Raw genomic sequence first — 24,077 nt, 5'->3', positions numbered from 1 at the left:
CTCAGCGGCTGCGCGGTCAGAGGTTGTTGGTCGCGAGCCAACTCACGAGCACACGCTGAAACTCAAGCGGATGTTCCACACTCGGCAGGTGGGCTGTCTCCCGAAAGGTGCAGCCGCTCGCCTGCGGCAGCATCTCCAAGAGAAATTCGTAGTGGGCCAGCGACGACGTGACGTCGAGCTCACCCACGGTGACGAGCGCCGGAATATCGATATCGCTTACCCGATCGAGTGCCGGCGGTTCGAGCGGCAGGGGGATTGGCTTTTCCGTGGCGTGGATGACGTTGCGCAGATTGAGCTCCTGCGCGAGGGCTAGAAAGGCCGGGTCGACATCGGCCGCCTTGCGCGTTGGTCCGACCGCCCAGAGTGCTACTTCGAGTCGGGCCAGCCGTGGCCACTGCCGGGCTTCGAAGGCTGCATCCAGCTTGTCGAACAGGGCGTCCTCTTTCTCGGTGAGTTCCACCTCGGGAAAGCCGCTTGGCCCGGATCCGATCGTGACCAGGCCGGCGGCCCGCTCGGGGTGTGCCACAGCCAAATCGATCGCGATCGTGCCGCCGCGTGAGCAGCCGATGAGGGTGGCCTGAGCGACGCCGAGATGATCGAGCAGAGCCGTGGCATCCGCTCGGTTGGAGAATTCGACATTCTTGGTCGTCGTCTGGCCGAACCCACGGGCGTCGAAGCGAATGACGTAGTGGCGTGCAGCGAGGGCGGCGACCTGCGGATCCCACATGCGCAGGGTCGCGATACCCGCGTGAATCAGCAGCAGGGCTGGCGAGTCGGGGTCTCCCTGGGTCTCGTAATAGAGGGAAGCGCCAGGAACGTCGAGTCGGGGCATGCGTTGAGCGTAGCAACGCGGCGTGCCGGCCCGAAAGAGCCGCGCGGTCCATTGGCCGGGCCAAGCCGTAGGCTCGACGGAATGGGCGGTGTACTGATCGGTTTCTCGATTATCGGATTTGTGATCCTGATCGGGTACTTCGTTGAGCGCTTCGGCATTGCCGGAAAAGGCGCGGGCCGGGTGCTCAACCGCATGGCCTTCTTCGTCGCCACGCCCGCGCTACTGTTCACCGTGCTCTCGCACGCGGATGTCTCCGTACTGTTCTCCGAATTCCTGGTTGCCATTGTCTGCACGATCGCGGTCGGCGTGCTCCTCTATATCGTCGCTGCTCGGCTGTTCTTTCGCACGCCCCTGGCCGAGACCGTGCTTGGCGCATCGAGTGCAACCTACGTGAACGCGAACAATATCGGGCTGCCCGTGGCCATTTACGTGCTCGGCAGTGCTCAGTACGTGGCACCGGTGCTGCTGCTGCAGCTGGTGATTCTGGCACCGACCATCCTGGCGGTTCTCGACGTGACCACCCGCGGTAGAGCCTCCATCGTGTCGATTCTGACACAGCCATTTCGCAACCCGATGATTCTCGCCTCGCTCGCCGGCGTGCTCGTGGCGACGTTTGGCATTACCCTGCCGGCTCCGGTGCTCGCACCGTTCGAACTGATCGGCGGCGCAGCGATCCCGATGGTGCTGCTGTCGTTCGGCATGTCACTGCACGGCCAACGCTTGCTCAAGGCCGGAACCGGGCGCAAACAGGTTGTCGCGGCCACGATGATCAAGGTGGTGCTGATGCCGATCATCGCCTACCTGTTCGGGCATTTCGTGTTCGACCTGGGCGGCGCCGAACTGTTCGCCGTGGTCGCTGTGTCGGCCCTGCCGACCGCGCAGAACATCTTCAACTTCGCCTCGCGTTACGACCGGGCGATCGTCGTCACCCGGGATACCGTTCTGCTCACCACGATCGCGTCGATGCCCGCGCTGCTCGTGATCGCGGCCCTCCTCGCGTGAGTCCCGTTCCGATCTGCGGAGATTTTGCACGTGTGACCGTGAACTTGCCAAGTTCCGGCAGTAGATCGAAGAATTTCCGCAGTTCTGCACGGCGACCACTCTAGAAAGGAACAAAATGGCGCACTCCGGCTCCGAATTTGGCCCCGCCGCCCCCTTTACCGCACCTGAGCCGAGCAGCTTGCCGATCATCGGCTCCGATGAACGTTTTTACCTGAGCCGGGTGTACTGCGTGGGCCGCAACTACGCCGAACACGCCCGCGAGCTGGGCAACGACCCCGACCGGGAGCCGCCGTTCTTCTTTGCCAAACCGGCCGACGCCGTGTACGCCGTCGCCGAGGGTGTTCCCGCCCGCGGAGTGGCCCCGCATACAGTTCCGTATCCGCCACAAACTGACAACCTGCACTACGAGATGGAACTTCTGGTCGCGATCGGTATCGGCGGCACCGACATTTTGGCAGCGGATGCTCTCAGCCACGTTTTTGGCTACGGCGCCGGCGTCGACCTCACCCGGCGGGACCTGCAGGACGCCGCCAAGGCCCTGCGCCGCCCGTGGGACCTCTCCAAGGGTTTTGATTTCTCCGGACCCTGCACTCCCATCGTTCCGGCGAGTGCGGTCGGTCACCCCGCGGCCGCGCGGATCTGGCTCGACGTTGACGGTGCTCGGCACCAGGACGGCGACCTCGCCGAACAGATCTGGCCGGTGCCTGACGTGATCGCCGCGCTCTCCCGCTTCGTCACCCTGCAGCCCGGCGACCTCATTTTCACCGGCACCCCCGCCGGCGTCGGCCGGATCGAACCCGGCAACGCCGTCACAGCGGGCATCTACGGGGTCGGCGACCTCGGATTTCGCGTGGTCGGCCCCGGTCAGGTCTGAAGCAGCGCACCCAGGGCGGTCGTTGCATGGCCGCGATGTTCGTCGAGCAAGCGGATGACCAGCTCGGCATCCCCCGCGGCGAACGCCTCGACGATGCCGGCGTGCTCGTCTTCGACCCGTGCCCGGTTGCCGGATTCTTCGTAGTAGAGCCGCCGATAGGCCTCGGTTGAATCCCAGAGCGCACGCAGAATGCGTTCGAGCCGGGGCAGCCTGGCGCTCGTCACGAGCACGAAGTGAAACCTCCGGTTGGCCTCGTTCATGGCGAGCAGATCGCCGGCCGCATTGGCGCGTTCGACGTCGGTGCCGGCCGCGCGCAGATCGGGGAGTACCCGCCCGATGCCGAGGGAGATCGTGGCGCGTACGGCTTCAGCCTCGAGCAGCTGGCGCAGCCGATAGACCTCGAGCAGGTCAGCAAGCGACAGCTCGGTTACCCGGTAGCCGCGATGCGGCTCGTGCACGACGTGTCCCTCGGTTTCCAGTGTGTTAAGCGCCTCTCGCACCGGAACCCGGCTGACGCCGAGCCGCTCCGCCAGGTCTTCCTGCCTCAGCGGCTGGCCGGGCACCAGCTCGCCGACCGCGATCAGCCGACGCAGCTCGCCGAGCACGAACGCCGGAACGGTCGGCGGGCGGGGCGTTTTTTCGAGGGCAGGCACGCTCAAAACTCTAACTCAGGCGGTTCAGCGAAAGGCTGCAATGCCGGTGATGTGCTGGCCCAGAATGAGTGTGTGCACCTCGTCGGTACCCTCATAGGTGCGCACGCTCTCGAGGTTGTTGGCGTGGCGCATGGGGGAGTAGTCCAGGGTGATGCCGTTGCCGCCCAGCATCGCACGGGCCTCGCGGCAAATGGCGATCGCCTCCCGACAGTTGTTGAGCTTGCCCACCGAGATCTGGTGCGGAGCGAGCGTACCGGCGTCCTTGAGCCGGCCGAGCTGCAGCGCGAGCAGGGTGCCCTTGTTGATTTCCAGGGCCATGTTCACAAGTTTCTGCTGCGTGAGCTGGTAGCCGGCGAGCGGCTTGCCGAACTGCATCCGCTCCTTTGAAAAGGCCAGCGCGGTGAGGTAGCTGTCGCGAGCAGCGCCCATGACACCCCAGACGATGCCGTAGCGGGCCTCATTGAGGCACTCGAACGGTCCGCGCAGGCCGCGCGCCTTGGGAAGCATGGCCGAGTCGGGCAGGCGCAGCTCGGTCAGTTCGATCTCGCATTGAATGGACGCGCGCATCGAAAGCTTCTGCTCGATGGGGGTGGCGACGAACCCGGGGGTGTCGGTGGGTACGACGAAGCCGCGAATCCCGTCGTCGGTCATGGCCCAGATGATGGCGACCTGGGCGACGGACGCGAGGCCGATCCAACGCTTGGTGCCATTCAAGACCCAATCGCTACCGTCACGCCGAGCGAAGGTGGTCATGCTGGCCGGGTCAGACCCGGCAGTGGGCTCGGTGAGTCCGAAGCAGCCGATCACCTCACCCTTCGCCATGCGCGGCAGCCACTCGTTCTTCTGCTCCTCGGAGCCGTGCTTGTGAATGGCGCTCATGGCAAGTGAACCCTGCACGCTCACAAAGGTGCGAAGCCCGGAATCGCCGGCTTCGAGCTCGAGCGCGGCGAGGCCGTATTCCACAGAGCTGCGCCCCGGGCAACCGTAGCCTTTCAGGTGCATGCCGAGCAGTCCGAGCTTCGCCATCTGCGGAACGATCTCGAGCGGAAAGACTGCCTTCTCGTACCATCCGGCGATGTTGGGCTTGATGGTGGTGTTCACGAAGGCCCGAACCTCGTTGCGCAGGGCGATCTCGGTTTCGGTCAGCAGGGAGTCGATGCTCACGAGGTCCGCGGCGTCGGTTGGGTCGGATTCGATCAGGTCGGTTTCGGTTAATTCGGCTGAGGTCGGGGCTGCAACGGTCATGAGTCGTCCTTCGGTAAATGAAATGGAATATCGGGTGGGCGAAGAGAAGCGCTCAGGCGTCGAGGGCGCTCAGGGTGCACGCCCTGTCGTAGAACGCCGCACCGGCGTGCTCGCCAAGCAGGGGTGGCGGGCGCAGATACCGTGCGGGAGTAGCGGAGAGGGTGATGGGGTTGGAGATCTGCTGGCTCACGCGGGAACCCCTGTCATCTGAAACGGGCACGACGGGCGCTAGCCCGAGCACTGCGGCTAGATCGAGGGCTTCCGCAATCGAGTTGACCTTGCCGGCCGGCACGCGGGCGATGGAGAGTTGCGCCGTCCAGTCGGAGCCTGAACGTGTTGTGAGCTGTTCTTCCAGTAACGCCTTCAGCACGGCACGGTGAGCGAGGCGCTGGGCATTGTTGCCGAACCGCGCATCAGCTGCGAGCTCCGGCAGGCCCAGCACGTCGACGAGGGCGCTGAATTGTTTGTCCGTGCCGACCGCGATTGCGATCGGGTCGTCAAGGGTGCGGAAGGTCTCGTACGGCGCGATGCTGGGGTGGGCATTGCCGAGACGTTGGGGCGCGACACCCGTTGCGAGCGTGCTTGAGGCCTGGTTGACGAGTCCGGCGAGCAGCGACGAGAGCAAGTTGACATCGACCCGCTGGCCGCGGCCAGACTCTTCGCGCGAGCGCAGCGCAGCGAGAACGCCGATGACCGCGTTCTGCCCGGTGAGCACGTCGACCAGCGCAACGCCAACTTTGCTCGGTTCACTATCGGGCGAGCCGGTGACGCTCATAAGCCCGCCAACTGCCTGCACGAGCAGGTCGTAACCGGGTAGCGCAGCGCCGCCCGTGCGACCAAATCCGGTGATCGAGCAATAGACCACACCGGGGCGCTCTGCCTTAAGGGTGTCGTAGTCGAGGCCGTACTGTTCCATGACCCCGGGGCGAAAGTTCTCGATCACCACATCGGCGTCGAGCGCGAGCGCGCGAGCTTCGGCGAGGCCGCTCTCGGTACGCAGGTCGCAGACAACCGAGCGCTTGTTGCGGTTGACGCTGGCGAAATAGCTGCCCATACCGTTTTCGTCGACCGGAGGAACCCAGGCGCGCGTGTCATCGCCATTGGGGTGTTCGATCTTGATTACGTCGGCTCCGAAATCGGCCAGCATCATGGTTGCAAATGGCCCGGCGAGTACGCGGGAAAAATCGGCAACACGGATGCCGTCCAGCGGCCCGCGCGTCGGCACGTCGTTTTCATTCCAAGTCATTTGGATACTGTATCCAATTTTAGAAGAAAGGGGAAGTACCCGACCACAGCAACCGGCGGATGGTCCATCTGAATCGTTCCGTATCGGTTTGAGCCACCCCAAGCGGGGGGAAGGCTACTGGCCCAACATGGCAATATGCCCACATTTCTGCGAGACTTGAATTTTTATCTCGCCCGGAAGTCGGGCGGTATCGTCCAGTACATCGGGCATCCCAACAAAGGAATCCCATTGACGGATCAAACTTTTCAGATAATCGCAATCGTTCTCTATCTCGCTGGCATGGTCGCCATCGGCTACTTTGCTTTTCGTCAGACCAAGGATCTTGACGACTATATGCTCGCCGGCCGTGGTCTTAAACCCGGCACCGCAGCGTTAAGCGCCGGCGCGTCCGACATGTCCGGCTGGCTCCTGCTCGGTCTCCCCGGAGCCATCTACATCTCGGGGTTGGTCGAAGCGTGGATCGCCATTGGCCTCACGATAGGCGCTTGGCTGAACTGGAAGTTCGTGGCCCCGCGGCTTCGTTCCTACACCAAGGTCTCCAACAACTCGATTACCATTCCCAGCTTCTTCGAGAACCGGCTGAAAGACACCTCCCGTCTGCTGCGAGTGGTGTCGGGCATCATCATCCTGGTGTTCTTCACGTTCTATGTTTCCTCCGGCATGGTGGCCGGCGGAGTCTTCTTTGAAGAATCCTTCGGCTCGACCTTCCTGACCGGCATGCTCATCGTTGCCGGTGTCACCCTGCTTTACACGCTGTTCGGCGGTTTTCTTGGTGCCACCCTCACCGATGTCGCCCAGGGAATCCTCATGCTCGTCGCGTTGATCGCGGTGCCCCTGGTGGCTCTCAATGCCACCGGCGGAATTGCAGCAACCTTGGAATCAATTCGCGAGGTTAATCCCGACCTGCTCTCACTGACCGCCGGAGGATCCGTCCTGGGTGTCATTTCCGCCGCAGCCTGGGGCCTTGGTTACGTCGGCCAACCCCACATCATCGTTCGTTTCATGGCCCTGCGCTCCCCGCAGGACGCCACAGCGGGTCGACGCATCGGCATCGGCTGGATGATTGCGACCGCGCTCGGTGCTGTGGCGACCGCGCTCATCGGAATTGCCTACTTCCAGCAGAACCCCGACCTGACGCTCGCGAACCCTGAAACGGTGTTCCTGTTGCTCTCGCAGACCCTGTTCCACCCCTTCATCGCCGGCCTCGTGTTAGCCGCCGTGCTGGCGGCCATCATGAGCACGATCTCCTCACAGCTGATCGTCTCCTCCTCGGCGCTGGTGGAAGACCTCTACAAGATCGTGGGTAAGGAAGCTGCGCCGAAGCAGCTGGTCATGCTCGGCCGAGTCGGCGTGCTGCTAGTGGCCGTCGTGGCCGGACTCATTGCGCTGCAGCAGAACTCGACGATCCTCGACCTGGTCGGCTTCGCATGGGCCGGTTTCGGTGCAGCCTTCGGACCGGTTGTTATTCTTTCGCTGTACTGGAAGAAGCTCTCGACCTGGGGCGCCCTCGCTTCCATGGTCACCGGTGCCGTCGTCGTGTTCGTCTGGGGTAGCTCCTCGCTCGGTGACACGCTGTACGAGATCGTGCCGGGCTTCGCCGCCAGCCTGCTCGTCGCTGTCTTGGTCTCGCTGGCCACGCACAAGCCCAACGCCGAGATCGATGCTGAATTTGATGCGGCTGCGGAACAGGCTCACCCGAAGTACAAGGCGCCCGAAAAGGTTTCTGTCTAACCAAACACCGGCACAGAACCTCAAGGTCTGTACAAAAACGGCACTCGTTCCCGGCCTCGCGCCCCGGAAGGGGTGCCGTTTGGTGTTGGAAGCGGCTAGGCCCAGGCCACCACCAACCGGGCGGCCTGTTGGGGCACGGTTACATCGACGCCGGTGATGTCAGCGAATCGCCGAAGACGATTCATCAGGGTGTTTCGGTGGCAGAACAGTGTGTCTGCCGACGCTGCGATACTTCCCGAGGCGAGATAGGCCCGCACCGCCTCCACCAATCGGTTTCGTTCCGCGCCGCCGCACTGGGCCAGGGCGGCCTCGACGTCGCCCGCGATGGGGGACCCCGATGCCCCCAGCCGACGGCGAGCAATGCGCGCCCAGGCGATGGTCATCGTGAGCGCCTGGCTGTCTTGCGGAGTCAATAGCTGGGCAAGTTCCCTGGCGCGCCGCGCCGCGCCTCGGAGATCCGCAATTCCCCGCACGGCCTCGACCAGCCCCAGGCGCAGCGAGCTGATTTGTGCGGCCGCTTCCTGCACGGCCGAGCCCGGCCGGTCGTCTCGCGGCCAGAACGCCACGAGCCCGTCACCGAGGTGGTAGGTGAAGATTTCCCCATCACGATGCGCGGCCGACGCCACCACGACACGTAGTCCAGCCATATCCTCCCCCAACGCCATCGCGACGCAGAACGCACCGGCTTGGTCGATATCCAATTCTCCAGCGATCTGGCTGAGCATCTCGGCGGGCGGGCTGGTCTCCCCGAAGAGCGCCGCCACGTATCCCTGCCGCACCGAAGACGCCTCGCTCTGCATACGCTGACGTTCGGCCATATAGGTGGATTGGGTTTGACTGGCATAGGAATCGACGATGTTCCACACGCGGTCGGCATGACGCACCAGAAGCCCGGCATCGCCGTCCTTGGCGATGGCGGTCAGCTCGCCCCACAGAATCGAAAAGTCGAGGCGGATCGCGGTCATGAGGGACTCGATCGGAATTCCGGCGCGAGCACGCGAAACGCCCACATCGGTGGCGATGGCCAATCGTTCCGCCCGTCCGCTTCTACCCTCGGTTCCCTGCTGTAGCCCCCGAATCAGGGCGTCGAAGGAGGCGGACCCGGTGCGCCGAATCTCGCTGCTGGGAAGGGGCAGCGTGTCATACCCCGGCACCCGAAGTACCCGCGCTAAAAAGTGCTCCGTCAGATCAGCAACCGATAATTGGGCAAGGAGTGTGCTCCACCGCTTGTCATCGCCTTTAACGGATTCGGCCTTTTGCGCGGCCCCAAAAGAGTTCATTGGGCCATTTTATGTGCTTTTGCACAGTTTCGTTCGATCATCTCGTTTCATTTCGTTCAGCCTGAAACGGCCATCCGCTGCAAGACTTTTAGAAATTACCTCAGAGGCCACCGCAGTTCTCTCCCGGAATGCGCTTGGCTTCATCCTCCCCAGGAAAGATGCTGATGACGATTTCAAATGAAGTTACAAATGTGGAGGCTGGTGCAACCCGCCAGATCACAGACAAAGAAGCCACGAAAGTTGCGATCGGTGCCCTCATCGGCACGGCCATGGAATGGTACGACTTCTTTCTGTTCAGCGCGGCGGCCGCTCTGGTATTCAACGTTCAATATTTCTACAGCGAGAACGCCACCGCTTCAGCCTTGGCAGCCTTTGCCACCTTCGGGGTCGGGCTGGTTGCTCGTCCGCTGGGCGGAATGTTCTTCGGGGCGATGGGCGACAAAATTGGTCGTCGCAAAACACTGATGATCACCATCACCGGCATCGGCATCATTACCGGCCTGATCGGGCTGCTGCCGACCTACGCCGCCATCGGCGTGGCCGCTCCGATCCTGCTCGTTCTGCTCCGCGTGCTGCAGGGCCTCTTCGTCGGCGGTGAGTGGTCAGGCGCCATGACTCTCGTCGTTGAGAACGCCCCCTTGCACCGACGCGCTCGCTACGCTGCCATCCCACAGATCGGCTCGCCGATCGGAACGATCCTGTCGTCGGGAGGGTTCTTCCTCATGACGTTCTTCTTCTCGCAGGAGAATTTCTCTTCGTTCGGATGGCGCATCCCGTTCTTGGCTGCTTTTCCGATGCTTCTGCTCGCGCTGTACATCCGAAGTCGGCTGGAAGAATCCCCCGTCTTCACCGAACTGGTGGAAAAGGGTGAGACGGAGAAGGCGCCCATTCGCACCACCCTCGTTCACCATTGGAAGCAGATCATCGTTGGTATGGCGGCCGGAATGCTGGGCGTCGGCGGCTTTTATCTCGTCACGGCCTTCATCGTCTACTACGGCGTGAGTGTCATGGGGTACAGCGCCCGACTGATGCTGCTCGGCGGCATGGTTGCGGCGACCGTGGAGATACCGGTACTGATCCTCGGCGGCCGCCTCGGCGAACGGTTCGGCTCCAGCCGGGTTATCTTCTATGGCGGCATTGTGTCTGCCATCGTTGCGATTCCGGCGTTTCTGCTCGTTGTCAGTAACGTTCCAGCACTGGTCGTGATTGGAATGACCCTGGCCGTTGCCGCGCTTTCCTTCCCCTATGCCGCTTCCGGTACGGTACTCACCGGCCTGTTCCCGGCCCGCACCCGCTACACCGGTGTGGGGTTCGCCCAGAACACCGCCGGAATGATCAGCGGCTTCATCCCGCTGCTCGCGACGGCTCTTGTCGCCGCCGCCAGCAACGCGTGGTGGCCGGCGGCAGCGATGCTGATTTTTCTGTCACTGTTCACCGCCGTGGCAGGCCACCTTGCACCGCGCATGAGCGTCGACCTGCCCGGTTTCAAGCACTAACCATTCCGCCCCGCCCTACCGGAAAGCTCCTCCTATGCCACAATCAGCTGGCCACCTCATCGTTGCCCAACTCGAAGCCCACGGCGTACGCCGCGTTTACGCCGTGCCCGGCGAGAGCTACCTCGATGTTCTGGACGGCCTGCACGATTCGCCCATTGAGACGGTGGTGTGTCGCCACGAGGGCGGTGCCGGTTTCATGGCACTGGCCGAAGGGCGGCTAACCGGCACGCCGGGGGTCGTCATGGTTACCCGTGGCCCCGGTGCCGCGAACGCAATGATCGCGGTGCACACGGCCTGGCAGGATGCCACAGCGTTGGTACTCTTTGTTGGTCTCATTCCCGTGGCCGACCGGGAACGCGATTCCTTTCAGGAGTTCAGCCTCACGGGATGGTTTGGCAGCACCGCCAAGCGCGTGATCGTGCTGGATGATCCGCGCCGTGCCGGTGAGATCGTCGCGGAGGCCATGCACTTGGCGGCATCGGGTCGCCCCGGTCCGGTCGTCATCGGACTGCCCGAAGACGTTCTGGTTCAGCAGGTCGGAGCTACCACCGCGCCACTTCGCCCGGTCGCCAGCGCGACGCCATCCGCGGCCGAGATCGCCGCGGTCACCGAGAGGCTGGCAGCCGCGCAGCATCCGCTCATCATCGTCGGCGGGGACGGCTGGAACGATGAGACCGGGCGTACGCTCATGGATTGGGCCGAAAATGCGGCTGTTCCCGTGGCAGCGGATTGGCGAGCCTACGACGCCGTGCCACATTCCGCCGCCTACGCTGGCTGGCTGGGTTACGGCCGTGCCGATACGCTCGCCGCCCGCCTGGATGAGGCAGACCTTCTGCTTTTCATTGGGTGCGGACGTTCCGACGTGCAGAGCGACGGATATACCCGCGGGTTCGCCGCCCCGACCGTGTTGGTGCTACCCGACCCGGCGGCGACCATGCATTCTGGCCGTATCGACCAGCAGATCTTCAGCAGCCCGGCCGCTTTTGTTGCCGCACTGGCCGCATCCGCCGCAACATCCGACGCGGCATCCGGCGGTGCGCGCGGCACCCGAACGGATGCCTGGATGCTCGCGCTGCAGCACGACCAGCAGCGCTTTGCGATACCAGCCCCCGACGGTGGCAACGGCGTTGACCTCGGCGTGGCGTTCGCGCTCCTGGAACGAGAACTACCCCGCGACCGCGTAGTCACCTACGGTGCCGGGAATGCCACGATCTGGGGCCATCGCTACCTCTCGCACGATCACGCGCATTCCCTGGTCGCCCCGCGGAACGGCGCGATGGGCTTGGCCGTGCCCGCAGCCGTAGCAGCTTCTCTAATATTTCCCCACCGACAGGCGGTGGCTATCTGCGGTGACGGAGATTTCTTCATGACCGCGCAAGAAGTCTCCGTAGCCTTTGCAGAGGGCAGCGCCCCGCTCGTGATCGTCGTGGACAACGGAATCTACGGAACAATCGTGCAGCACCAGCGTGCGCACTATCCGGGTCGTTCATCGGGAACCTCGATGACGAACCCCGATTTCGCCGCCTGGATGCGATCATTCGGCGGATACGGGCAGCTCGTGGAACGTACCGACGACTTTGAATCTGCACTGACGGCAGCGCTGGCCAGTGGCATTCCCGCCCTGTTACACCTCCGCACCGATCCTGAAACCATGCCGCCGCCGGCGACGAACGCCACCCCGCCCGCACACCGAAACACGGAGGCCGGACTGTGATCCTCGACCGAATAATTCAAGGCGCAACCATCGTCACGCTCGACCCCCTGCGCCCCGAGGCCCAATGCATGGGAATCCTTGACGGTCGAATCGTCGGCTTCGACGAAGAAATCGATGGCTGCACAGCGGTCAGCGTTGAGGACTTTGCCGGCGCGACCATCGTGCCCGGCTTTATCGACGCGCACTGCCACACCACCTGGTGGGGACTGGGCTTGTCGGCCGTTGATCTGCAGCACGCACGCGGGCTGGACAGCCTCTATGAGCTCATTGAGGCCGAAGCGCTTCGCCTCGCCGACGAGCCGGACGCCTGGATCAAGGGAACCGGCTTCAACCACAAAAATCACGGCGGCCACTACCCCGACATTCGCCGCCTCGACGAGCTCACCGGTGACCGCCCACTGTACCTGCGGCACGTCTCGGGGCATCTGTCTATTACCAACTCCGCCACCCTTCGGCTCGCCGGAGTTTTCGAACCCGATTTTTCGAATCCGGCCGGCGGCGCCGTTTTGCGCGACGCCGACGGCTATCCCACCGGCGTGATCGAGGAGTCCGCGCAGGCCCTGATTCAGAATCTGCTGTTGCCCTACTCCGTTCCCCAAATCGTGCGGGCCCTGGACGATGCGACCACCCGGTACGCCCAGCAGGGAATCACGAGCTTTACCGAAGCCGGGATTGCCGGGGGCTGGATAGGGCACAGCCCCATCGAAGTACAGGCCTACCAGCAGGCACTGCGGGATAAACGGCTTCATTCCCGGGCGCAGTTGATGCCGACCCTCGACGCGCTGCGTCCGATCACCGCCCACGCAGACGATATGCACGGCGCTGGCCACGGACGCGGAATCGATCTGGGGATTGGAGCCGGCTTTGGCAACGACTGGCTTTCGATGGGGCCGGTGAAGGTCTTCATGGACGGCTCGCTCCTCGGAGCAACCGCCGCAGTCACGGAGGACTACTGCGGGCATCCGCACAACAGCGGATACCTGCTGGACGATCCCGAGGCCTATCGCGAACGGGTGACAGACGTTTATCGGGCAGGATGGCCCATTGCCCTGCACGCCATTGGTGACGCGGCAATAGACCTCGCCGCGGAGATCATCATCGACTGCCAGAATCGTTTCGGAAAAAATGCCCTCCCCAACCGCATCGAGCATTTTGGAATCTCCCGTCTCGATCAGGTGGACCTCATTGCCCAGGCCGGAATTGCCGTCACGCCCCAGGCCGGGTTTATCGGCCCACTGGGGGACCAGTTCGCCGAACTGGTCGGGGTGGAACGGGAGGGGTGGCTGTATCGTGGTCGGTCGCTGGTGAACGCCGGCGTCATCATTGCGGGAAGCTCAGACCTTCCCGTCGCTGACAACAATGTGCGCCGAGCCCTGCAGTCTTCGGTGGATCGAACGACGGAGAACGGCCTGGTGCTGGGCGGCAGCGAAGAAGGGCTAACGCCCGAGGAGGCACTGCGCAGCTACACCGAGTGGGCCGCCATCGCCACCGGCCTCATTGACAGCCGGGGAACCCTGGTGCGTGGAAAACTCGCCGATTTTGTCGTGTTGTCCGGCTCCCCGCTTGAGGCCACCGACATCGGGTCGCTTGACGTTATCGCGACCGTTGTTGATGGTCAATTCACTTTTGATTCGCGCCGAGAGGCGACCGAAAAGACCGGAGCACGAGCATGAGCACGACCCAAGCCCAACAACAGGCATTCCTGGCCGATTTTCACTCCCTGAGCACCTTTGGGGCAACCAAAGGCGGCGGTGTTGATCGACAGGCCGGCACGCTGGTCGATGGCCAGACCCGAAACTGGTTTCGCGGCCTCGTTGAGGGACACGGTTGCACGGTTCGCTACGACCGGGTGGGCAACCAGTTCACCCTCGTGGAACTCGTTCCCGGCGCCCCGTACATCGCTATCGGGTCGCACCTGGATTCCCAACCGCTCGGTGGTCGGTTTGACGGAGCCTATGGCGTGCTGGCCGGGGCCCATGCCGCGCTGCGCCTGCGGGAGGCCTTTCTCGCCGGGGGAGAAACTCCGCTGTATAACATCGTCATCATCAATTGGTTCAACGAGGAGGGCTGCCGGTTCAAGCCCTCGATGATGGGCAGTTCGGTCTTCACCGGCAAACTACCCGCCGAACAGGTGCTGGCCACAACCGACCCCAACGGGGTCACGGTGCAGCAAGCGCTCGAGTCGATCGGAACCATCGGGGACTTCAGCCTTGAGGTGGCTGCCTACCTCGAGATCCATATCGAACAGGGCCGTTCACTCGAAGATGACGGCCTCACCATCGGCCTGGTGGAATCAACCTGGGGTGCCAACAAGTACGAATTCGTGGTGCACGGGGAGCAGGCCCACACCGGAGCTACCGAAATTGCCGATCGCTCCGACGCCCTGCTGGGCGCATCAGCGCTGGTTGTCGCGGCGCGTGAAATTGCCAACCAATTCACCACGGATGAGCACATGGTCATTACCTCCTGTGGAGAGTTCACCGTGTTTCCCAACTCGCCGGTCGTGGTCGCCAGCCGGGTCAATTTGCTGGTCGACGTGCGCAGCACCGACCCCGCCGTGTTGGCCGCGGCCGACGCTGAACTACACGCCCGTGTCGCCAAGATTGAACAGTGGGCCTCCGTGCGCATTGAACGCGGCGCCGAGCACATCTGGGCCGCAAAAGACTACGACGCCCGGGGGCTCACGCTCGCCGCCGCCAGTGCGGAGTCGCTGGGTTTGCCCTACGGCACGGTTCGCACCCGTGCTGGTCACGACTCGACCAATATGAAGGACATCGTGCCCACCATCATGCTCTTCGTGCCGAGCGTCGAGGGTATTTCGCACAATGAGCGCGAACTCACCTCTGACCCCGACATGCTCGCCGGGGTTGACCTGCTCACCGACCTTGCGCAGCGGCTCGTCACCGGGGAGCTGGTTCGGCCCTGAGCTGGTGCGGCCTGAGCTAGGAGCGCTGCAGCCAGGGCCGCAGCATACGCGTCACCCAGGGCAGCACGAAGTAGGCCATGAGGGGCGTGAGCGCGAGCGTGGTCAGCAGCACCTTGAGAATGGTCGGAACGTCGTTCCAGCCCGGTACGAGCCACGTTATGAGCAGGGTGAAACCGAGATTGACCGGGAAGAATCCGAGCCAGATGCTCACGGCCTGCTTCCAACGTGGCGGAGGAAGAGGCGTGGAAGCCCCGGGCGGGGTCTGCTGCACCATGTCGAACCAGCCCTCGATGCCGGTGCGTTTCTCGACCTGGGCATCGAGTACGAGGTCGGTGCCAGCTTCGAGCCACTCTGTACGTTCGTCAGAATTCTCCCAGGCGGCGAGCCCTGCGCTGTTGGAAAAGCGGTACAGCATGTTCCAGGTGGCGGAGTCTTCGCTGCCACGCACCCAGCCTGATCCGAGAAAGCCTGGATATTTATGGGCGAGGTTGATGCCGAACTGCACCCACTCGCTCGTTTCCGTAAAGCGCGCCGGGTCGACTCTTCGGGTGATGGAAACGGTTACGGATGCTGACGCAGGCGGGGGTGGTGCCCAAGCGAAGGGATCCGACTTTTGTAAAGTCATTGCTCCAGTATGGGGGCGCGACCCTTAGAAGATCATTGGGCGATCGTCGTCATCGCCGCCCAGGTCGAGGTCGACGAGAACCGGAACGTGGTCGCTCGGGGCATCACCCTTGCGCTCGTTGCGGTGGATGCTGGCATCCGTCACGAGATCAGCGAAAGCGGGGGAGCCGAGGATGAAGTCGATGCGCATGCCCTCGTTGCGCGGAAACCGCAACTGCTTGTAGTCCCAGAAGGTGAAACCCTCTGGAACGATCGGCCGCACGACGTCGGCCAGACCGGCCTGTTCGAAGGCGTCGAACGCTGCCCTCTCCTCGGGCGAGATATGGGTGGACTGACCGGGCACGAAGCTTGGGTCGCCCATGTCTTCGTCGCGGGGGGCGACGTTCCAGTCGCCCATCATGGCCAGCGCAAGCGCGGGGTGGCGGCTGAGCTCCTCGGCCGCGTGGGTCTCGAGGGCCTTCAGCCAGGCCAGCTTGTAGGCGTAGTGCGGGTCGCCGAGCGCGCGCCCGTTCGGCACGTACAGGCTCCACAGCCGCAGGTCGTTCACCGTCACGCCGAGGGCGCGCGCCTCGAGCGGCTGATCCGGCCCGACCGCACCCTTCAAAAAACCGGGCATATTCGGAAAGGCCGTGACGACATCTGTCATCGGTTCGCGACTGGCGAACGCCACACCGTTCCACTGGCTGAGGCCGTGAATGGCGAGGTCGTAGCCGGCATCTTCGAACACCTGCGCCGGAAACTGTTCGGGCTTGCACTTGATCTCCTGCATGGCGAGAACATCGATGTCCTCGCGTTCCATCCAGTCGACGATTCGCCCGGAGCGGGCACGAACGGAGTTGACGTTCCAGGTGGCAATGCGCATACCTCCAGCCTATAAGCGCCAACGGATGCCGCCTCCGCGGTATCGAATGCGGTCCCGGTCGTGTTGCGATTGAATAGGTACCACCCATCAATGCGCAGGAAGGTCACCATGACGAAGTTGCAAATTGGCTATGCGGCCATGTTGGAGCAGTTCGCACCGGCCGAAGCGGTCGCGCTCTCTGCCTACGCCGAGGAGCACGGCTTCACCGGCGTCATGGCGGCCGACCACTTTCAACCGTGGGTTCCGGCGCAGGGTCAGTCGAGCTTCGTCTGGAGCGTGCTCGCCTCGATTGCCGAGCGCACCAAGGGCGACTTCGGGCCAGGCGTGACCGCCCCGACTTTTCGCTGGCACCCGGCCATGGTCGCCCAGGCCTCAGCGACGCTCGCATCAATGTATCCCGGCCGGCACTGGCTCGGCCTCGGTTCAGGTGAGGCTCTGAACGAACACATCGTCGGCGGCTACTGGCCCGAAGCCCCCGAGCGCATCAACCGCATGTTCGAGGCCATCGAGATCATCTCGAAGCTGTTCGCCGGCTCGATCGCCGGCAAGGACGTCAAGCATTCCGGCCAGTTCTTCAAGCTCGAATCAACCCGGCTCTGGACGATGCCAGAGGTTGCCCCCGAGATTCTGGTCGCCACCGCCGGGCCGGTCACCGCTAAGCGTGCCGGTCGACTCGCCGACGGCCTCATCACGGTCGGTGCGCCGCTCGAGAAGATCTCGATGCTGTTCGGTAAGTTCGACGACGGCGCCCGCGAGGCTGGCAAGGATCCTTCGGTGATGCCCAAGGTGCTGCAGCTACACATGAGCTGGGCCGAGACCGACGAAGAGGCCATGATCAACGCGCTGCACGAGTGGCCGAACGGCGGGATGAAATTTCCGAAGGGCGACATCCGTTCGCCGTTCGAGTTCGAGCAGATGGCGAAGCTCGTGCGACCGGAGGACTTCGAGGGCCGCATGATCATCTCGGCCGATCCCGATGAGCACCGCAAGTACATTCAGAAGTTCGTCGACCTCGGTTTCGATCGCATCTACCTGCACAACGTGGGCCGCAATCAGAAGCAGTGGATCGACGTGTTCGGCGCATCCGTTCTGCCGAAACTCGTTCGGTAGATGCCGCACGACTCGCTGCCCGACGCCGCAGCCGCAGAAGTCGGCGCCATGGAACTGTTCGGGCTGAAGGTGTTCACGCTGAGTGGTTTCGGAGAGATCAGGGCTGGCGACGACCTGGCCGCCCTCATCGCTGAGGCCGCGCAGTCGCGCCTGCTCGATGGCGACATTGTGGCGGTGACCAGCAAGATCGTCTCCAAGGCTGAGGGGCGTACCGTGCTGGCCGCTCACCGGGAACAGGCGATCACCGATGAGACCGTGCGCGTCGTGGCGTCGCGAAAGCACCCGGGCGGGGTTACCCGCATCGTCGAAAACCGGCAGGGGCTGGTGATGGCCGCGGCCGGCGTCGACACGAGCAACGCACCCTCCGGCGTGGTTCTGCTGCTGCCGGTCGATCCGGACAGGTCGGCGCGCGCCATCTGCTCGGCCCTGCGCGAGCGCACCGGGCTGCGCCTCGGCGTGCTGGTGACCGATACGGCCGGGCGCCCCTGGCGCGAGGGCCAGACCGACATCGCCATCGGCGCAGCCGGGCTCGCTGTGCTCGACGACCTGCGCGGCACAGCGGATGCCTCCGGTCGCCGCCTTGACGTCACCGTCGCGGCCGTCGCCGACGAGATCGCCGCTGCCGCCGATCTGGTTAAGGGCAAGACCAGCGGCCACCCGGTCGCGGTCGTGCGCGGACTTGGCCGGCTGGTCGGCGACCTGGCCGCCGTCGGCGCCCGGGCGCTGCAACGGCCAGGCGACACCGACATGTTTCGACTGGGCACGGCGGAATCCCGCGCCGAAGGGTATAGCGAGGGGTATGCGGTTGGATACGCCGCGGGGCTCGCTGCCGCAGCCGACGAGGGTTAGATCGAGATGGTGAGGGCCTGAATCAGGCCGCTCTCGGCGTCGAGTTCGAACCGGTAGTTGAGGTCGACGCTGCGGCCCGGAAAGTTTCCCGCAACGCGGTTGACGACGGTCGTGGCCGTTTCGTCCTTCTCGACGCGCAGCTGGGTGGTCGTGTACGCAAGCTCCGCCGCGGAGCCGGCCAGCCAGGCGGCGATGGCCGCCTCACCGGCGTGGGTCTCGCCATCATCGACGACGACAGCGTTCTCGGTGAAGGTCGCGCTGGCCGAGGCGGGCCTGGCGCTCGCGCTGCGTTCGAGGTAGGTGACAATCGCCATGGGGAGCGTACGCGACTGGGTGGTGAGTGACATGGAGCCTCCTGGGCCGTTCAAGTGAACGAGTTCGGGTCGACGGATGTTTGCAGTCGACCCTTGAGGCTACCGCGCAGCGGTGGAGCACGGGATCGCCCTGGCTGATCAGGGAGAACGCTGGTAACGTATTCCCTATGGAAGTTACTCTCGACGCCGTCGGACGTCTCCTGGTTCCTAAAGCCCTTCGCGACGCGTTGGGGCTCCAGCCCGGCTCCACCGTGGATATTTCTCAGTACGGTAGCGGGCTGCAGGTGCTGCCAGCGGGCCGGACCGCCCGGCTCATCGAAGAGGGCGGGGTGCTCGTTGCGACGTCCTCGACGCCCATTGACGATGACACAATGTTCGGCCTGATCGATGCGGGACGTCGTTGACGATCCTCGCCCTCGATACCAGCGTTGCGGTGCCGCTGTTGGTTGCGAGCCATCAAGCGCACCGAGCCGTCGTCGACTGGTGGCAGGGTCGTGAGGTGGCTCTGGCCGGACACGCTCTGGCCGAGACCTATTCGGTGCTCACAAGATTGCCCGGTGACGCCCGGCTTGACCCTGGATCGGCGGCCCGGCTTCTGGCCTCGCGGTTTGTGGCGCCGGTGCTGATGACCGCTGCAACGGCAGGTCGGTTGCCAACCATTCTCGGGGATTTAGGAATTGCCGGTGGAGCTGTCTACGACGCCCTGGTTGCTCTCGCGGCACAAGAAAACGACTGTGTTCTCGCCACCCGGGATTCCCGTGCCAAGGCAACATATGACGCCGTCGGCGTTCGGGTTGAAATTGTTGGCCGATAGCTGGGTCGTCGTGGTTCCGGTGAAGGGAAGTCCCGGGGCGAAGAGTCGACTCGGGCCTGGGCCTGGGCCTGGGCCAGGGTCTGGCCCTGAGTCTGGGGCTGGGCGTGCAGCGCTCGCCGAAGCCTTCGCGCTCGACACGGTGGCTGCGATCGTGGCGGCATCCGCTGTGGAGCGGGTGTTCGTGGTGACCGCGAGTGCTCGGCTTGGCAAGCTGCTCGCCGAACTCGGCGCCGTCATCGTGCTCGAGCAGCCGGGAGTGCAAACCGGCCATGCCCGGTTGAACGCGGCGATTGAGCAGGGCATTGCTGCCGCTCGGCACGCCTATCCTCAGGCGAATCTGGCCGTGATGACCGGGGATCTGCCCGCCCTGCGCCCGACCGACCTCGAGACCGGGTTCGTGCTCGCCGCCGGGCACCCGCGCTCGATGGTGGCCGACGCCGAAGGCGTGGGAACAACGACCCTCTTCGCCCGCGGCGGCGTGGCCTTCACGCCACGGTTCGGTTTCGGCTCCCGCGCCGCGCACGAGGCCGACGGTCACGCCGTTCTCGACTTGCCGTCCACCTCGTCGCTGCGCCTAGACGTCGACACCGAGGCCGATCTTGCTGTTGCTCGCGCACTCGGGCTCGGGCCGTGCACGAGCGCGCTGCTCTGAATTACACCGGCACACAATTACACCGGCACACAATCACACCGCCAACACGGCAGCGGCCAGTGCGGTCGTGGCGGGCAGGTCGGTCATCCACAGCGGTACGGCAGCCGAACGGATGCCGGCGGCCGCCAGCGCGGGCAGCGCCGCGGCATCCGTTTCGTCGATCAGCCAGGCATCGAGGAGCCCGCCGGCGCTGCGGGCGCCATAGTGCCGGCCGACGGCGAGGGCACTGGTCTCGACGCCGATCGTGTGCAGGCAGGCATCGGCCATGCCACGCACCGCCGCGCCACCGATGATCGGTGACACGCCCACAACCCGGGCGGCCGTGGCATGCAGCGCCCCGCGCACCCCAGGCACCGCAAGGATCGTTCCGACCGATACGACCGGGTTCGACGGTGGCAGCACCACGAGGTCGGCCGCTGTGATGGCCTCAAGCACACCGGGCGCGGCTACGGCTTCAGCCAGCCCGCGCTGCTTGAACCTCGTGATCGAGACCCGGGCCCGGTAACGAACCCACCATTCCTCAAAGTGAATATAGTCGCCTGCGGCATGCTCGTCGATATTCTCGGCGAGACATACGTGGGTCTCCACCGGCTGGTCGCTCATCGGGAGCAGGCGCGCCCCTGGCCGCCAGCGGCGACAGAGAAATTCGGTCGCCTCGCTCAGCGTTGACCCGCCGCGCAGCAGGTCGGTGCGCACAATGTGGGTCGCGAGGTCGAGATCGCCGAGGGTGAACCAGGACCAGCCGCGACCGTAGGCGGCGATCTCGGCCGAGACCCGCCGGGACTCGTCGGGACGGCCCCAGCCCTGCTCCTCGTTGATCCCGCCGCCGAGGGTATACATCACGGTGTCGAGGTCGGGGCAGATGCGCAACCCATCCAGCCACATATCGTCACCGGTGTTGACGATCACCGTCACGGCCGCCTTGGGCGCGGCGACGGCGAGGTGGGCCAGCAGGCCGCGGGTGAACCGGGCGCCGCCGACGCCGCCCGCCAGCACGGTCACGCGCTTCAAGTTAATACTCGTCATGCTGACACCGCCGAATACACGATGACCGGATGCCCGCCGCGCGGATGCTCCAGGATGAAGCAATTCACCCCGTAGACGGTCCCGATGATCGCGGGGGTGAGCACTTCGGCTGGCGTGCCCGAAGCTACGACCACGCCGCCGTCGAGCAGCACGATCTGGTCGCAGTAGGCCGCCGCGAGGTTGAGGTCGTGCAGGGCCATGATCGCCGTCACCCCGAGCTCGCGCACCTGCCCGAGCAGCGACAGCTGGGCGCTCACGTCGAGGTGATTGGTCGGTTCGTCAAGCAACAGCAGGCTCGGCTGTTGCGCCATCGCCCTGGCGATCTGTACCCGCTGCTGTTGCCCGCCGCTCAGTGTGTGCCAGGAGCGATCGGCCAGCGCGCCGGCACCGACGGCTGCGAGGGCGTCGAACGCGACGGCGCGATCCTCATCGCCGCTGAACGATCCCATGAGTTTCGTGCGGTGCGGAATGCGCCCGAGCAGCACGACCTCGAGCGCGGTCAGCTCCACGCTGGGCGCCGCATTCTGTTCGAGCAGAGCGATGCGCCGGGCTGCGTCGCGCCGCGACAGCGACCCGATCGTGACGCCGTCGAGGGTGACGGTGCCGGCATCCGCTTTGTCGATGCCGGCGACGAGTCGCAGCAGGGTGGATTTACCGGCGCCGTTCGGCCCGAGCAGGCCGGTGACCGTGCCGGTCGGTAGCGACGCCGAGACGTCGCGCAAAATCATGGCGCCGTCGATGGCGAACGACAGCCGGTCGAGGTCTACGCCCACAGGTGGGACTTCTTTCTCTTAATCAGCACAATGAACACCGGCACGCCGATGAACGCGGTAATGATACCCACCGGCAGTTCGCGCGGGTCGAACACCGTGCGGGCGAGCGTGTCGGCGATGACCAAAAACAGGGCGCCGCAGACAGCGACGAGCGGCAACAGCCGGCGATGGCCCGGCCCGCTGACGCCGCGCACGAGGTGCGGCAGAATGAGCCCGACGAACCCGATCGAGCCGCTGACGGCCACCATCGCGCCGGTCAGCAGGGCGACCGAGCCGAGCAGCGCCCAGCGGGTGCGGTTCACGTTGATGCCGAGGCTCGCCGCTGAGGTGTCACCGAACGCGAACGCGTCGAGCCGGGTCGCCGACCAGAGGATGCCGGTGCCCACGACGGCAACGGCCGTCGCCGCGATCGCGACGCTGCTCCAGGTCGCTCCGGCCACCGAGCCGAGCAGCCAGTTGAGGATCTCCCGATAGGAGTCGCCCTTGGCGGCCCAGAAAATAATGAACGAGGTCAGGGCTCCGGCGAGCTGCGCGATGGCGAGTCCGGCGAGCACCGCCCGCACCGGAGTGATCGTACCGCCGACCCTGGCAATGCTCAGCGTCGCGACGAGGGCCAGCAACGCGCCAAGAAAGGCGGCGGCCGGCAAGGCGAAGCCGATGCCGAGAATGACCACGCAGACCGCGCCGACGGATGCCCCGCTCGACAGCCCGAGCAGGTATGGGTCGGCGAGCGGGTTGCGCGTCACGCTCTGCATGACCGCGCCACTGAGCGCGAGCCCGGCGCCGACCAGCGCGGCGGTGAGCACCCGGGGCAGGCGCAACTGCCAGACGATCGAGTCGATGAGCAGCGGTACCGGCTCGGTCACGAGGCCAAGGTGCGCGCCGATGCTGCCGGCCACCTGCGCGAGGCTTACGGCTGCCGGCCCGATGGTCACTGCAATCAAGCACACGAGAATGAGTGCAGTCGTGGCCGCGACGAGCCACCCGAGGTATCGCGCGCGAGTCACTCGTTCAGAGCGGCTAGCTGGGCGATGGCGGACGCGGCAGCCTCGACGTTGCGCAGGCCTGCCTCGGTGGAGGCGAACGGCAGGATGATGTAACGCTGGTTCTTCACGGCGTCGAGCACCTGCGTGGCCGGGTCCGATTCGAGGTGGGCGATCTTCGCGGCGGCGGTGTTCCAGCTGGCGTCCACGAGCACGATGACGTTCGGGTTGGCCTCAATGATTGATTCCCAGCCCACCGACGTCCAGGTGTCGCTGACATCGGCGAAGATATTGCTGAGCCCGGCGGCTTTCATGATCATGGCCGGCGAACCGATGCCGGCGCCGACGTAGGGGGTGGTCGTGCCGCTGGAATACCAGAGCGCGCTGGCGACGTCGGTGGCTGGTACCAGACCGGCGAGATCGTACTGCAGGCTGCGCACGAGCTCCTCAGCGGCGGGTTGCGCATCGAAGATCTTGCCGGCTTCCTCAATTTCGGAGAACACCGCCCCGAAGGTCAGCGGGTCGGGCATCCGCTCGCCCTTGCACGCGGCCGGAGAAACGTAGCTGCCCACTCCGAGCGTTTCGAGGGCAGAGCGTTCGCCCACCCCGTCGGCGCTGAAGTTGGATTCCCAGCCGCCGTAGATGAAGTCGGGGTTCAGTCCGAGCACGGCCTCCTGGCCGGGAAGGAACTCGCTGATCACGTTGAGATCGACGCCTTTCGTGGCGAGCGACTCTGGCAGCGGGCCGTCGAGGAAGGCCGCGCCCACGATGCGGTCACCGAGCCCCAGCGCCAGCAGCAGCTCGGTCGCCGATGACTTGATCGACACGATGCGTTCCGGGGCCGACGTGACCGTGACGGTCGATTCGCAGTTCAGGACCGTGAGCGGGTAATCTGCGCCGGCGGCCGAGGTCTTGTCGGGTGGGGCCGCGGGCGTCGCCGTCGCGGCGCATCCGCTGAGCAGCAGGGTCGCGGCGACCAACGCGGTCATGCGCCCGGTCCTGCGCACGGTGATTCGAATCATGAGGTCTCTTTCGACGCGGCGCGGCGCGCAGCAGATGGCAGCGCGGGCG

General features: G+C 64.8%; 24 protein-coding genes. 12 read left to right on the top strand and 12 right to left on the bottom strand.

What is annotated here, in order from left to right; translation table 11 throughout:
* Nucleotides 1–16: 16 nt before the first annotated feature.
* Nucleotides 17–832: an alpha/beta fold hydrolase gene (locus QMK31_RS15980; protein ID WP_283501942.1), complete on the bottom strand. Its 816-nt coding sequence runs from the start codon at nucleotides 830–832 to the stop codon at nucleotides 17–19.
* A gap of 81 nt (nucleotides 833–913) precedes the next feature.
* Between QMK31_RS15980 and QMK31_RS15975 the strand changes: the two genes are divergently transcribed.
* Both QMK31_RS15975 and QMK31_RS15970 read left to right on the top strand, forming a co-directional pair.
* Nucleotides 914–1,834 (top strand): AEC family transporter, encoded by a 921-nt coding sequence (locus QMK31_RS15975; RefSeq protein WP_283501941.1) that lies wholly within the window; start codon nucleotides 914–916, stop codon nucleotides 1,832–1,834.
* Between the two features lie 115 nt (nucleotides 1,835–1,949).
* On the top strand, nucleotides 1,950–2,708 hold the full coding sequence (locus QMK31_RS15970; protein WP_283501940.1) for a fumarylacetoacetate hydrolase family protein: 759 nt from the start codon (nucleotides 1,950–1,952) through the stop codon (nucleotides 2,706–2,708).
* Here the strand turns inward: QMK31_RS15970 and QMK31_RS15965 are convergent.
* The 3 genes from QMK31_RS15965 to QMK31_RS15955 are packed head-to-tail and all read right to left on the bottom strand — an operon-like array spanning nucleotide 2,699 to nucleotide 5,852.
* Complete coding sequence (locus QMK31_RS15965) at nucleotides 2,699–3,361, bottom strand: GntR family transcriptional regulator (protein ID WP_283501939.1); 663 nt, start codon at nucleotides 3,359–3,361, stop codon at nucleotides 2,699–2,701. The genes QMK31_RS15970 and QMK31_RS15965 overlap by 10 nt on opposite strands.
* Nucleotides 3,362–3,385: 24 nt before the next feature.
* Nucleotides 3,386–4,606 carry an acyl-CoA dehydrogenase family protein gene (locus tag QMK31_RS15960; RefSeq protein WP_283501938.1) on the bottom strand — a complete coding sequence of 407 codons (1,221 nt, stop codon included), beginning with the start codon at nucleotides 4,604–4,606 and terminating at the stop codon, nucleotides 3,386–3,388.
* A 52-nt stretch (nucleotides 4,607–4,658) separates the two neighbouring features.
* On the bottom strand, nucleotides 4,659–5,852 hold the full coding sequence (locus tag QMK31_RS15955) for a CaiB/BaiF CoA transferase family protein (RefSeq protein ID WP_283501937.1): 1,194 nt from the start codon (nucleotides 5,850–5,852) through the stop codon (nucleotides 4,659–4,661).
* A 228-nt stretch (nucleotides 5,853–6,080) separates the two neighbouring features.
* Between QMK31_RS15955 and putP the strand changes: the two genes are divergently transcribed.
* Nucleotides 6,081–7,583: a sodium/proline symporter PutP gene (putP, locus tag QMK31_RS15950; protein WP_283502036.1), complete on the top strand. Its 1,503-nt coding sequence runs from the start codon at nucleotides 6,081–6,083 to the stop codon at nucleotides 7,581–7,583.
* A 95-nt stretch (nucleotides 7,584–7,678) separates the two neighbouring features.
* On the opposite strand, the gene QMK31_RS15945 is transcribed toward putP, so the two are convergent.
* Nucleotides 7,679–8,863 carry a PucR family transcriptional regulator gene (locus QMK31_RS15945; RefSeq protein ID WP_502853391.1) on the bottom strand — a complete coding sequence of 395 codons (1,185 nt, stop codon included), beginning with the start codon at nucleotides 8,861–8,863 and terminating at the stop codon, nucleotides 7,679–7,681.
* Nucleotides 8,864–9,027: 164 nt separating this feature from the next.
* On the opposite strand from QMK31_RS15945, the gene QMK31_RS15940 reads away from it, so the two are divergent.
* From QMK31_RS15940 to QMK31_RS15925, 4 genes are read left to right on the top strand one after another with little or no spacing between them, the layout of a single operon-like run.
* Entirely contained in the window at nucleotides 9,028–10,359 is a 1,332-nt protein-coding gene (locus tag QMK31_RS15940) for an MFS transporter (protein ID WP_283501935.1), read from the top strand.
* 34 nt (nucleotides 10,360–10,393) lie between these two features.
* On the top strand, nucleotides 10,394–12,073 hold the full coding sequence (locus tag QMK31_RS15935) for a thiamine pyrophosphate-binding protein (protein WP_283501934.1): 1,680 nt from the start codon (nucleotides 10,394–10,396) through the stop codon (nucleotides 12,071–12,073).
* Nucleotides 12,070–13,746, top strand: a complete 1,677-nt coding sequence (locus QMK31_RS15930; RefSeq protein ID WP_283501933.1) for an amidohydrolase — start codon at nucleotides 12,070–12,072, stop codon at nucleotides 13,744–13,746. The genes QMK31_RS15935 and QMK31_RS15930 overlap by 4 nt, the downstream gene beginning before the upstream one ends.
* The gene (locus QMK31_RS15925; protein WP_283501932.1) at nucleotides 13,743–14,999 is read left to right on the top strand and encodes a M20 family metallo-hydrolase; all 1,257 of its coding nucleotides are present in this window, start codon (nucleotides 13,743–13,745) and stop codon (nucleotides 14,997–14,999) included. Before QMK31_RS15930 ends, QMK31_RS15925 begins: the two co-directional genes overlap by 4 nt.
* A gap of 16 nt (nucleotides 15,000–15,015) precedes the next feature.
* Here QMK31_RS15925 and QMK31_RS15920 read toward each other — a convergent pair whose 3' ends face one another.
* Together QMK31_RS15920 and QMK31_RS15915 are read right to left on the bottom strand one after the other, a co-directional pair.
* Nucleotides 15,016–15,624 (bottom strand): putative antibiotic biosynthesis monooxygenase, encoded by a 609-nt coding sequence (locus tag QMK31_RS15920; RefSeq protein ID WP_283501931.1) that lies wholly within the window; start codon nucleotides 15,622–15,624, stop codon nucleotides 15,016–15,018.
* A gap of 24 nt (nucleotides 15,625–15,648) precedes the next feature.
* Nucleotides 15,649–16,485, bottom strand: coding sequence for an exodeoxyribonuclease III (locus QMK31_RS15915; RefSeq protein ID WP_283501930.1), 837 nt, complete (start codon nucleotides 16,483–16,485; stop codon nucleotides 15,649–15,651).
* Between the two features lie 108 nt (nucleotides 16,486–16,593).
* On the opposite strand from QMK31_RS15915, the gene QMK31_RS15910 reads away from it, so the two are divergent.
* The gene (locus QMK31_RS15910; protein ID WP_283501929.1) at nucleotides 16,594–17,595 is read left to right on the top strand and encodes a TIGR03557 family F420-dependent LLM class oxidoreductase; all 1,002 of its coding nucleotides are present in this window, start codon (nucleotides 16,594–16,596) and stop codon (nucleotides 17,593–17,595) included.
* A 48-nt stretch (nucleotides 17,596–17,643) separates the two neighbouring features.
* Entirely contained in the window at nucleotides 17,644–18,444 is an 801-nt protein-coding gene (locus tag QMK31_RS15905) for a coenzyme F420-0:L-glutamate ligase (protein ID WP_283502035.1), read from the top strand.
* Here the strand turns inward: QMK31_RS15905 and QMK31_RS15900 are convergent.
* Entirely contained in the window at nucleotides 18,441–18,791 is a 351-nt protein-coding gene (locus QMK31_RS15900) for a nuclear transport factor 2 family protein (RefSeq protein WP_283501928.1), read from the bottom strand. The two genes, QMK31_RS15905 and QMK31_RS15900, sit on opposite strands and share 4 nt — an antisense overlap.
* 134 nt (nucleotides 18,792–18,925) lie before the next feature.
* Between QMK31_RS15900 and QMK31_RS15895 the strand changes: the two genes are divergently transcribed.
* The 3 genes from QMK31_RS15895 to cofC are packed head-to-tail and all read left to right on the top strand — an operon-like array spanning nucleotide 18,926 to nucleotide 20,224.
* A complete protein-coding gene (locus QMK31_RS15895; protein WP_283501927.1) occupies nucleotides 18,926–19,162 on the top strand; it encodes an AbrB/MazE/SpoVT family DNA-binding domain-containing protein in 237 nt (78 codons plus the stop codon).
* Nucleotides 19,159–19,572 (top strand): type II toxin-antitoxin system VapC family toxin, encoded by a 414-nt coding sequence (locus QMK31_RS15890; RefSeq protein WP_283501926.1) that lies wholly within the window; start codon nucleotides 19,159–19,161, stop codon nucleotides 19,570–19,572. The genes QMK31_RS15895 and QMK31_RS15890 overlap by 4 nt, the downstream gene beginning before the upstream one ends.
* Nucleotides 19,532–20,224, top strand: coding sequence for a 2-phospho-L-lactate guanylyltransferase (gene cofC, locus QMK31_RS15885; protein WP_283501925.1), 693 nt, complete (start codon nucleotides 19,532–19,534; stop codon nucleotides 20,222–20,224). Before QMK31_RS15890 ends, cofC begins: the two co-directional genes overlap by 41 nt.
* Nucleotides 20,225–20,257: 33 nt before the next feature.
* On the opposite strand, the gene cofD is transcribed toward cofC, so the two are convergent.
* From cofD to QMK31_RS15865, 4 genes are read right to left on the bottom strand one after another with little or no spacing between them, the layout of a single operon-like run.
* Nucleotides 20,258–21,250, bottom strand: coding sequence for a 2-phospho-L-lactate transferase (gene cofD, locus QMK31_RS15880; protein WP_283501924.1), 993 nt, complete (start codon nucleotides 21,248–21,250; stop codon nucleotides 20,258–20,260).
* Complete coding sequence (locus tag QMK31_RS15875) at nucleotides 21,247–22,023, bottom strand: ABC transporter ATP-binding protein (protein WP_283501923.1); 777 nt, start codon at nucleotides 22,021–22,023, stop codon at nucleotides 21,247–21,249. The genes cofD and QMK31_RS15875 overlap by 4 nt, the downstream gene beginning before the upstream one ends.
* A complete protein-coding gene (locus QMK31_RS15870) occupies nucleotides 22,014–23,030 on the bottom strand; it encodes a putative F420-0 ABC transporter permease subunit (RefSeq protein ID WP_283501922.1) in 1,017 nt (338 codons plus the stop codon). Before QMK31_RS15870 ends, QMK31_RS15875 begins: the two co-directional genes overlap by 10 nt.
* On the bottom strand, nucleotides 23,027–24,028 hold the full coding sequence (locus tag QMK31_RS15865) for a putative F420-0 ABC transporter substrate-binding protein (RefSeq protein WP_283501921.1): 1,002 nt from the start codon (nucleotides 24,026–24,028) through the stop codon (nucleotides 23,027–23,029). The genes QMK31_RS15870 and QMK31_RS15865 overlap by 4 nt, the downstream gene beginning before the upstream one ends.
* Between the last annotated feature and the right edge of the window lie 49 nt (nucleotides 24,029–24,077).

Source organism: Cryobacterium sp. PH31-O1 (genome assembly GCF_030063455.1).
In the GTDB taxonomy this organism is placed as follows: Bacteria; Actinomycetota; Actinomycetes; order Actinomycetales; family Microbacteriaceae; genus Cryobacterium.
The sequence above is the reverse complement of the archived record's forward strand: the minus strand, read 5'-3'. Positions and strand labels throughout refer to the sequence as shown.

Coding starts and splice junctions, on each gene's coding strand:
- cofD (WP_283501924.1), bottom strand. CDS start 21,250: ATGACGAGTATTAACTTGAAGCGCGTGACCGTGCTGGCGGGCGGCGTC.
- QMK31_RS15895 (WP_283501927.1), top strand. CDS start 18,926: ATGGAAGTTACTCTCGACGCCGTCGGACGTCTCCTGGTTCCTAAAGCC.
- QMK31_RS15910 (WP_283501929.1), top strand. CDS start 16,594: ATGACGAAGTTGCAAATTGGCTATGCGGCCATGTTGGAGCAGTTCGCA.
- QMK31_RS15940 (WP_283501935.1), top strand. CDS start 9,028: ATGACGATTTCAAATGAAGTTACAAATGTGGAGGCTGGTGCAACCCGC.
- QMK31_RS15925 (WP_283501932.1), top strand. CDS start 13,743: ATGAGCACGACCCAAGCCCAACAACAGGCATTCCTGGCCGATTTTCAC.
- QMK31_RS15960 (WP_283501938.1), bottom strand. CDS start 4,606: ATGACCGTTGCAGCCCCGACCTCAGCCGAATTAACCGAAACCGACCTG.
- QMK31_RS15905 (WP_283502035.1), top strand. CDS start 17,644: ATGGAACTGTTCGGGCTGAAGGTGTTCACGCTGAGTGGTTTCGGAGAG.
- cofC (WP_283501925.1), top strand. CDS start 19,532: ATGACGCCGTCGGCGTTCGGGTTGAAATTGTTGGCCGATAGCTGGGTC.
- QMK31_RS15945 (WP_502853391.1), bottom strand. CDS start 8,863: ATGAACTCTTTTGGGGCCGCGCAAAAGGCCGAATCCGTTAAAGGCGAT.
- QMK31_RS15980 (WP_283501942.1), bottom strand. CDS start 832: ATGCCCCGACTCGACGTTCCTGGCGCTTCCCTCTATTACGAGACCCAG.
- QMK31_RS15970 (WP_283501940.1), top strand. CDS start 1,950: ATGGCGCACTCCGGCTCCGAATTTGGCCCCGCCGCCCCCTTTACCGCA.
- QMK31_RS15865 (WP_283501921.1), bottom strand. CDS start 24,028: ATGATTCGAATCACCGTGCGCAGGACCGGGCGCATGACCGCGTTGGTC.
- QMK31_RS15920 (WP_283501931.1), bottom strand. CDS start 15,624: ATGACTTTACAAAAGTCGGATCCCTTCGCTTGGGCACCACCCCCGCCT.
- QMK31_RS15900 (WP_283501928.1), bottom strand. CDS start 18,791: ATGTCACTCACCACCCAGTCGCGTACGCTCCCCATGGCGATTGTCACC.
- QMK31_RS15915 (WP_283501930.1), bottom strand. CDS start 16,485: ATGCGCATTGCCACCTGGAACGTCAACTCCGTTCGTGCCCGCTCCGGG.
- QMK31_RS15955 (WP_283501937.1), bottom strand. CDS start 5,852: ATGACTTGGAATGAAAACGACGTGCCGACGCGCGGGCCGCTGGACGGC.
- QMK31_RS15935 (WP_283501934.1), top strand. CDS start 10,394: ATGCCACAATCAGCTGGCCACCTCATCGTTGCCCAACTCGAAGCCCAC.
- QMK31_RS15975 (WP_283501941.1), top strand. CDS start 914: ATGGGCGGTGTACTGATCGGTTTCTCGATTATCGGATTTGTGATCCTG.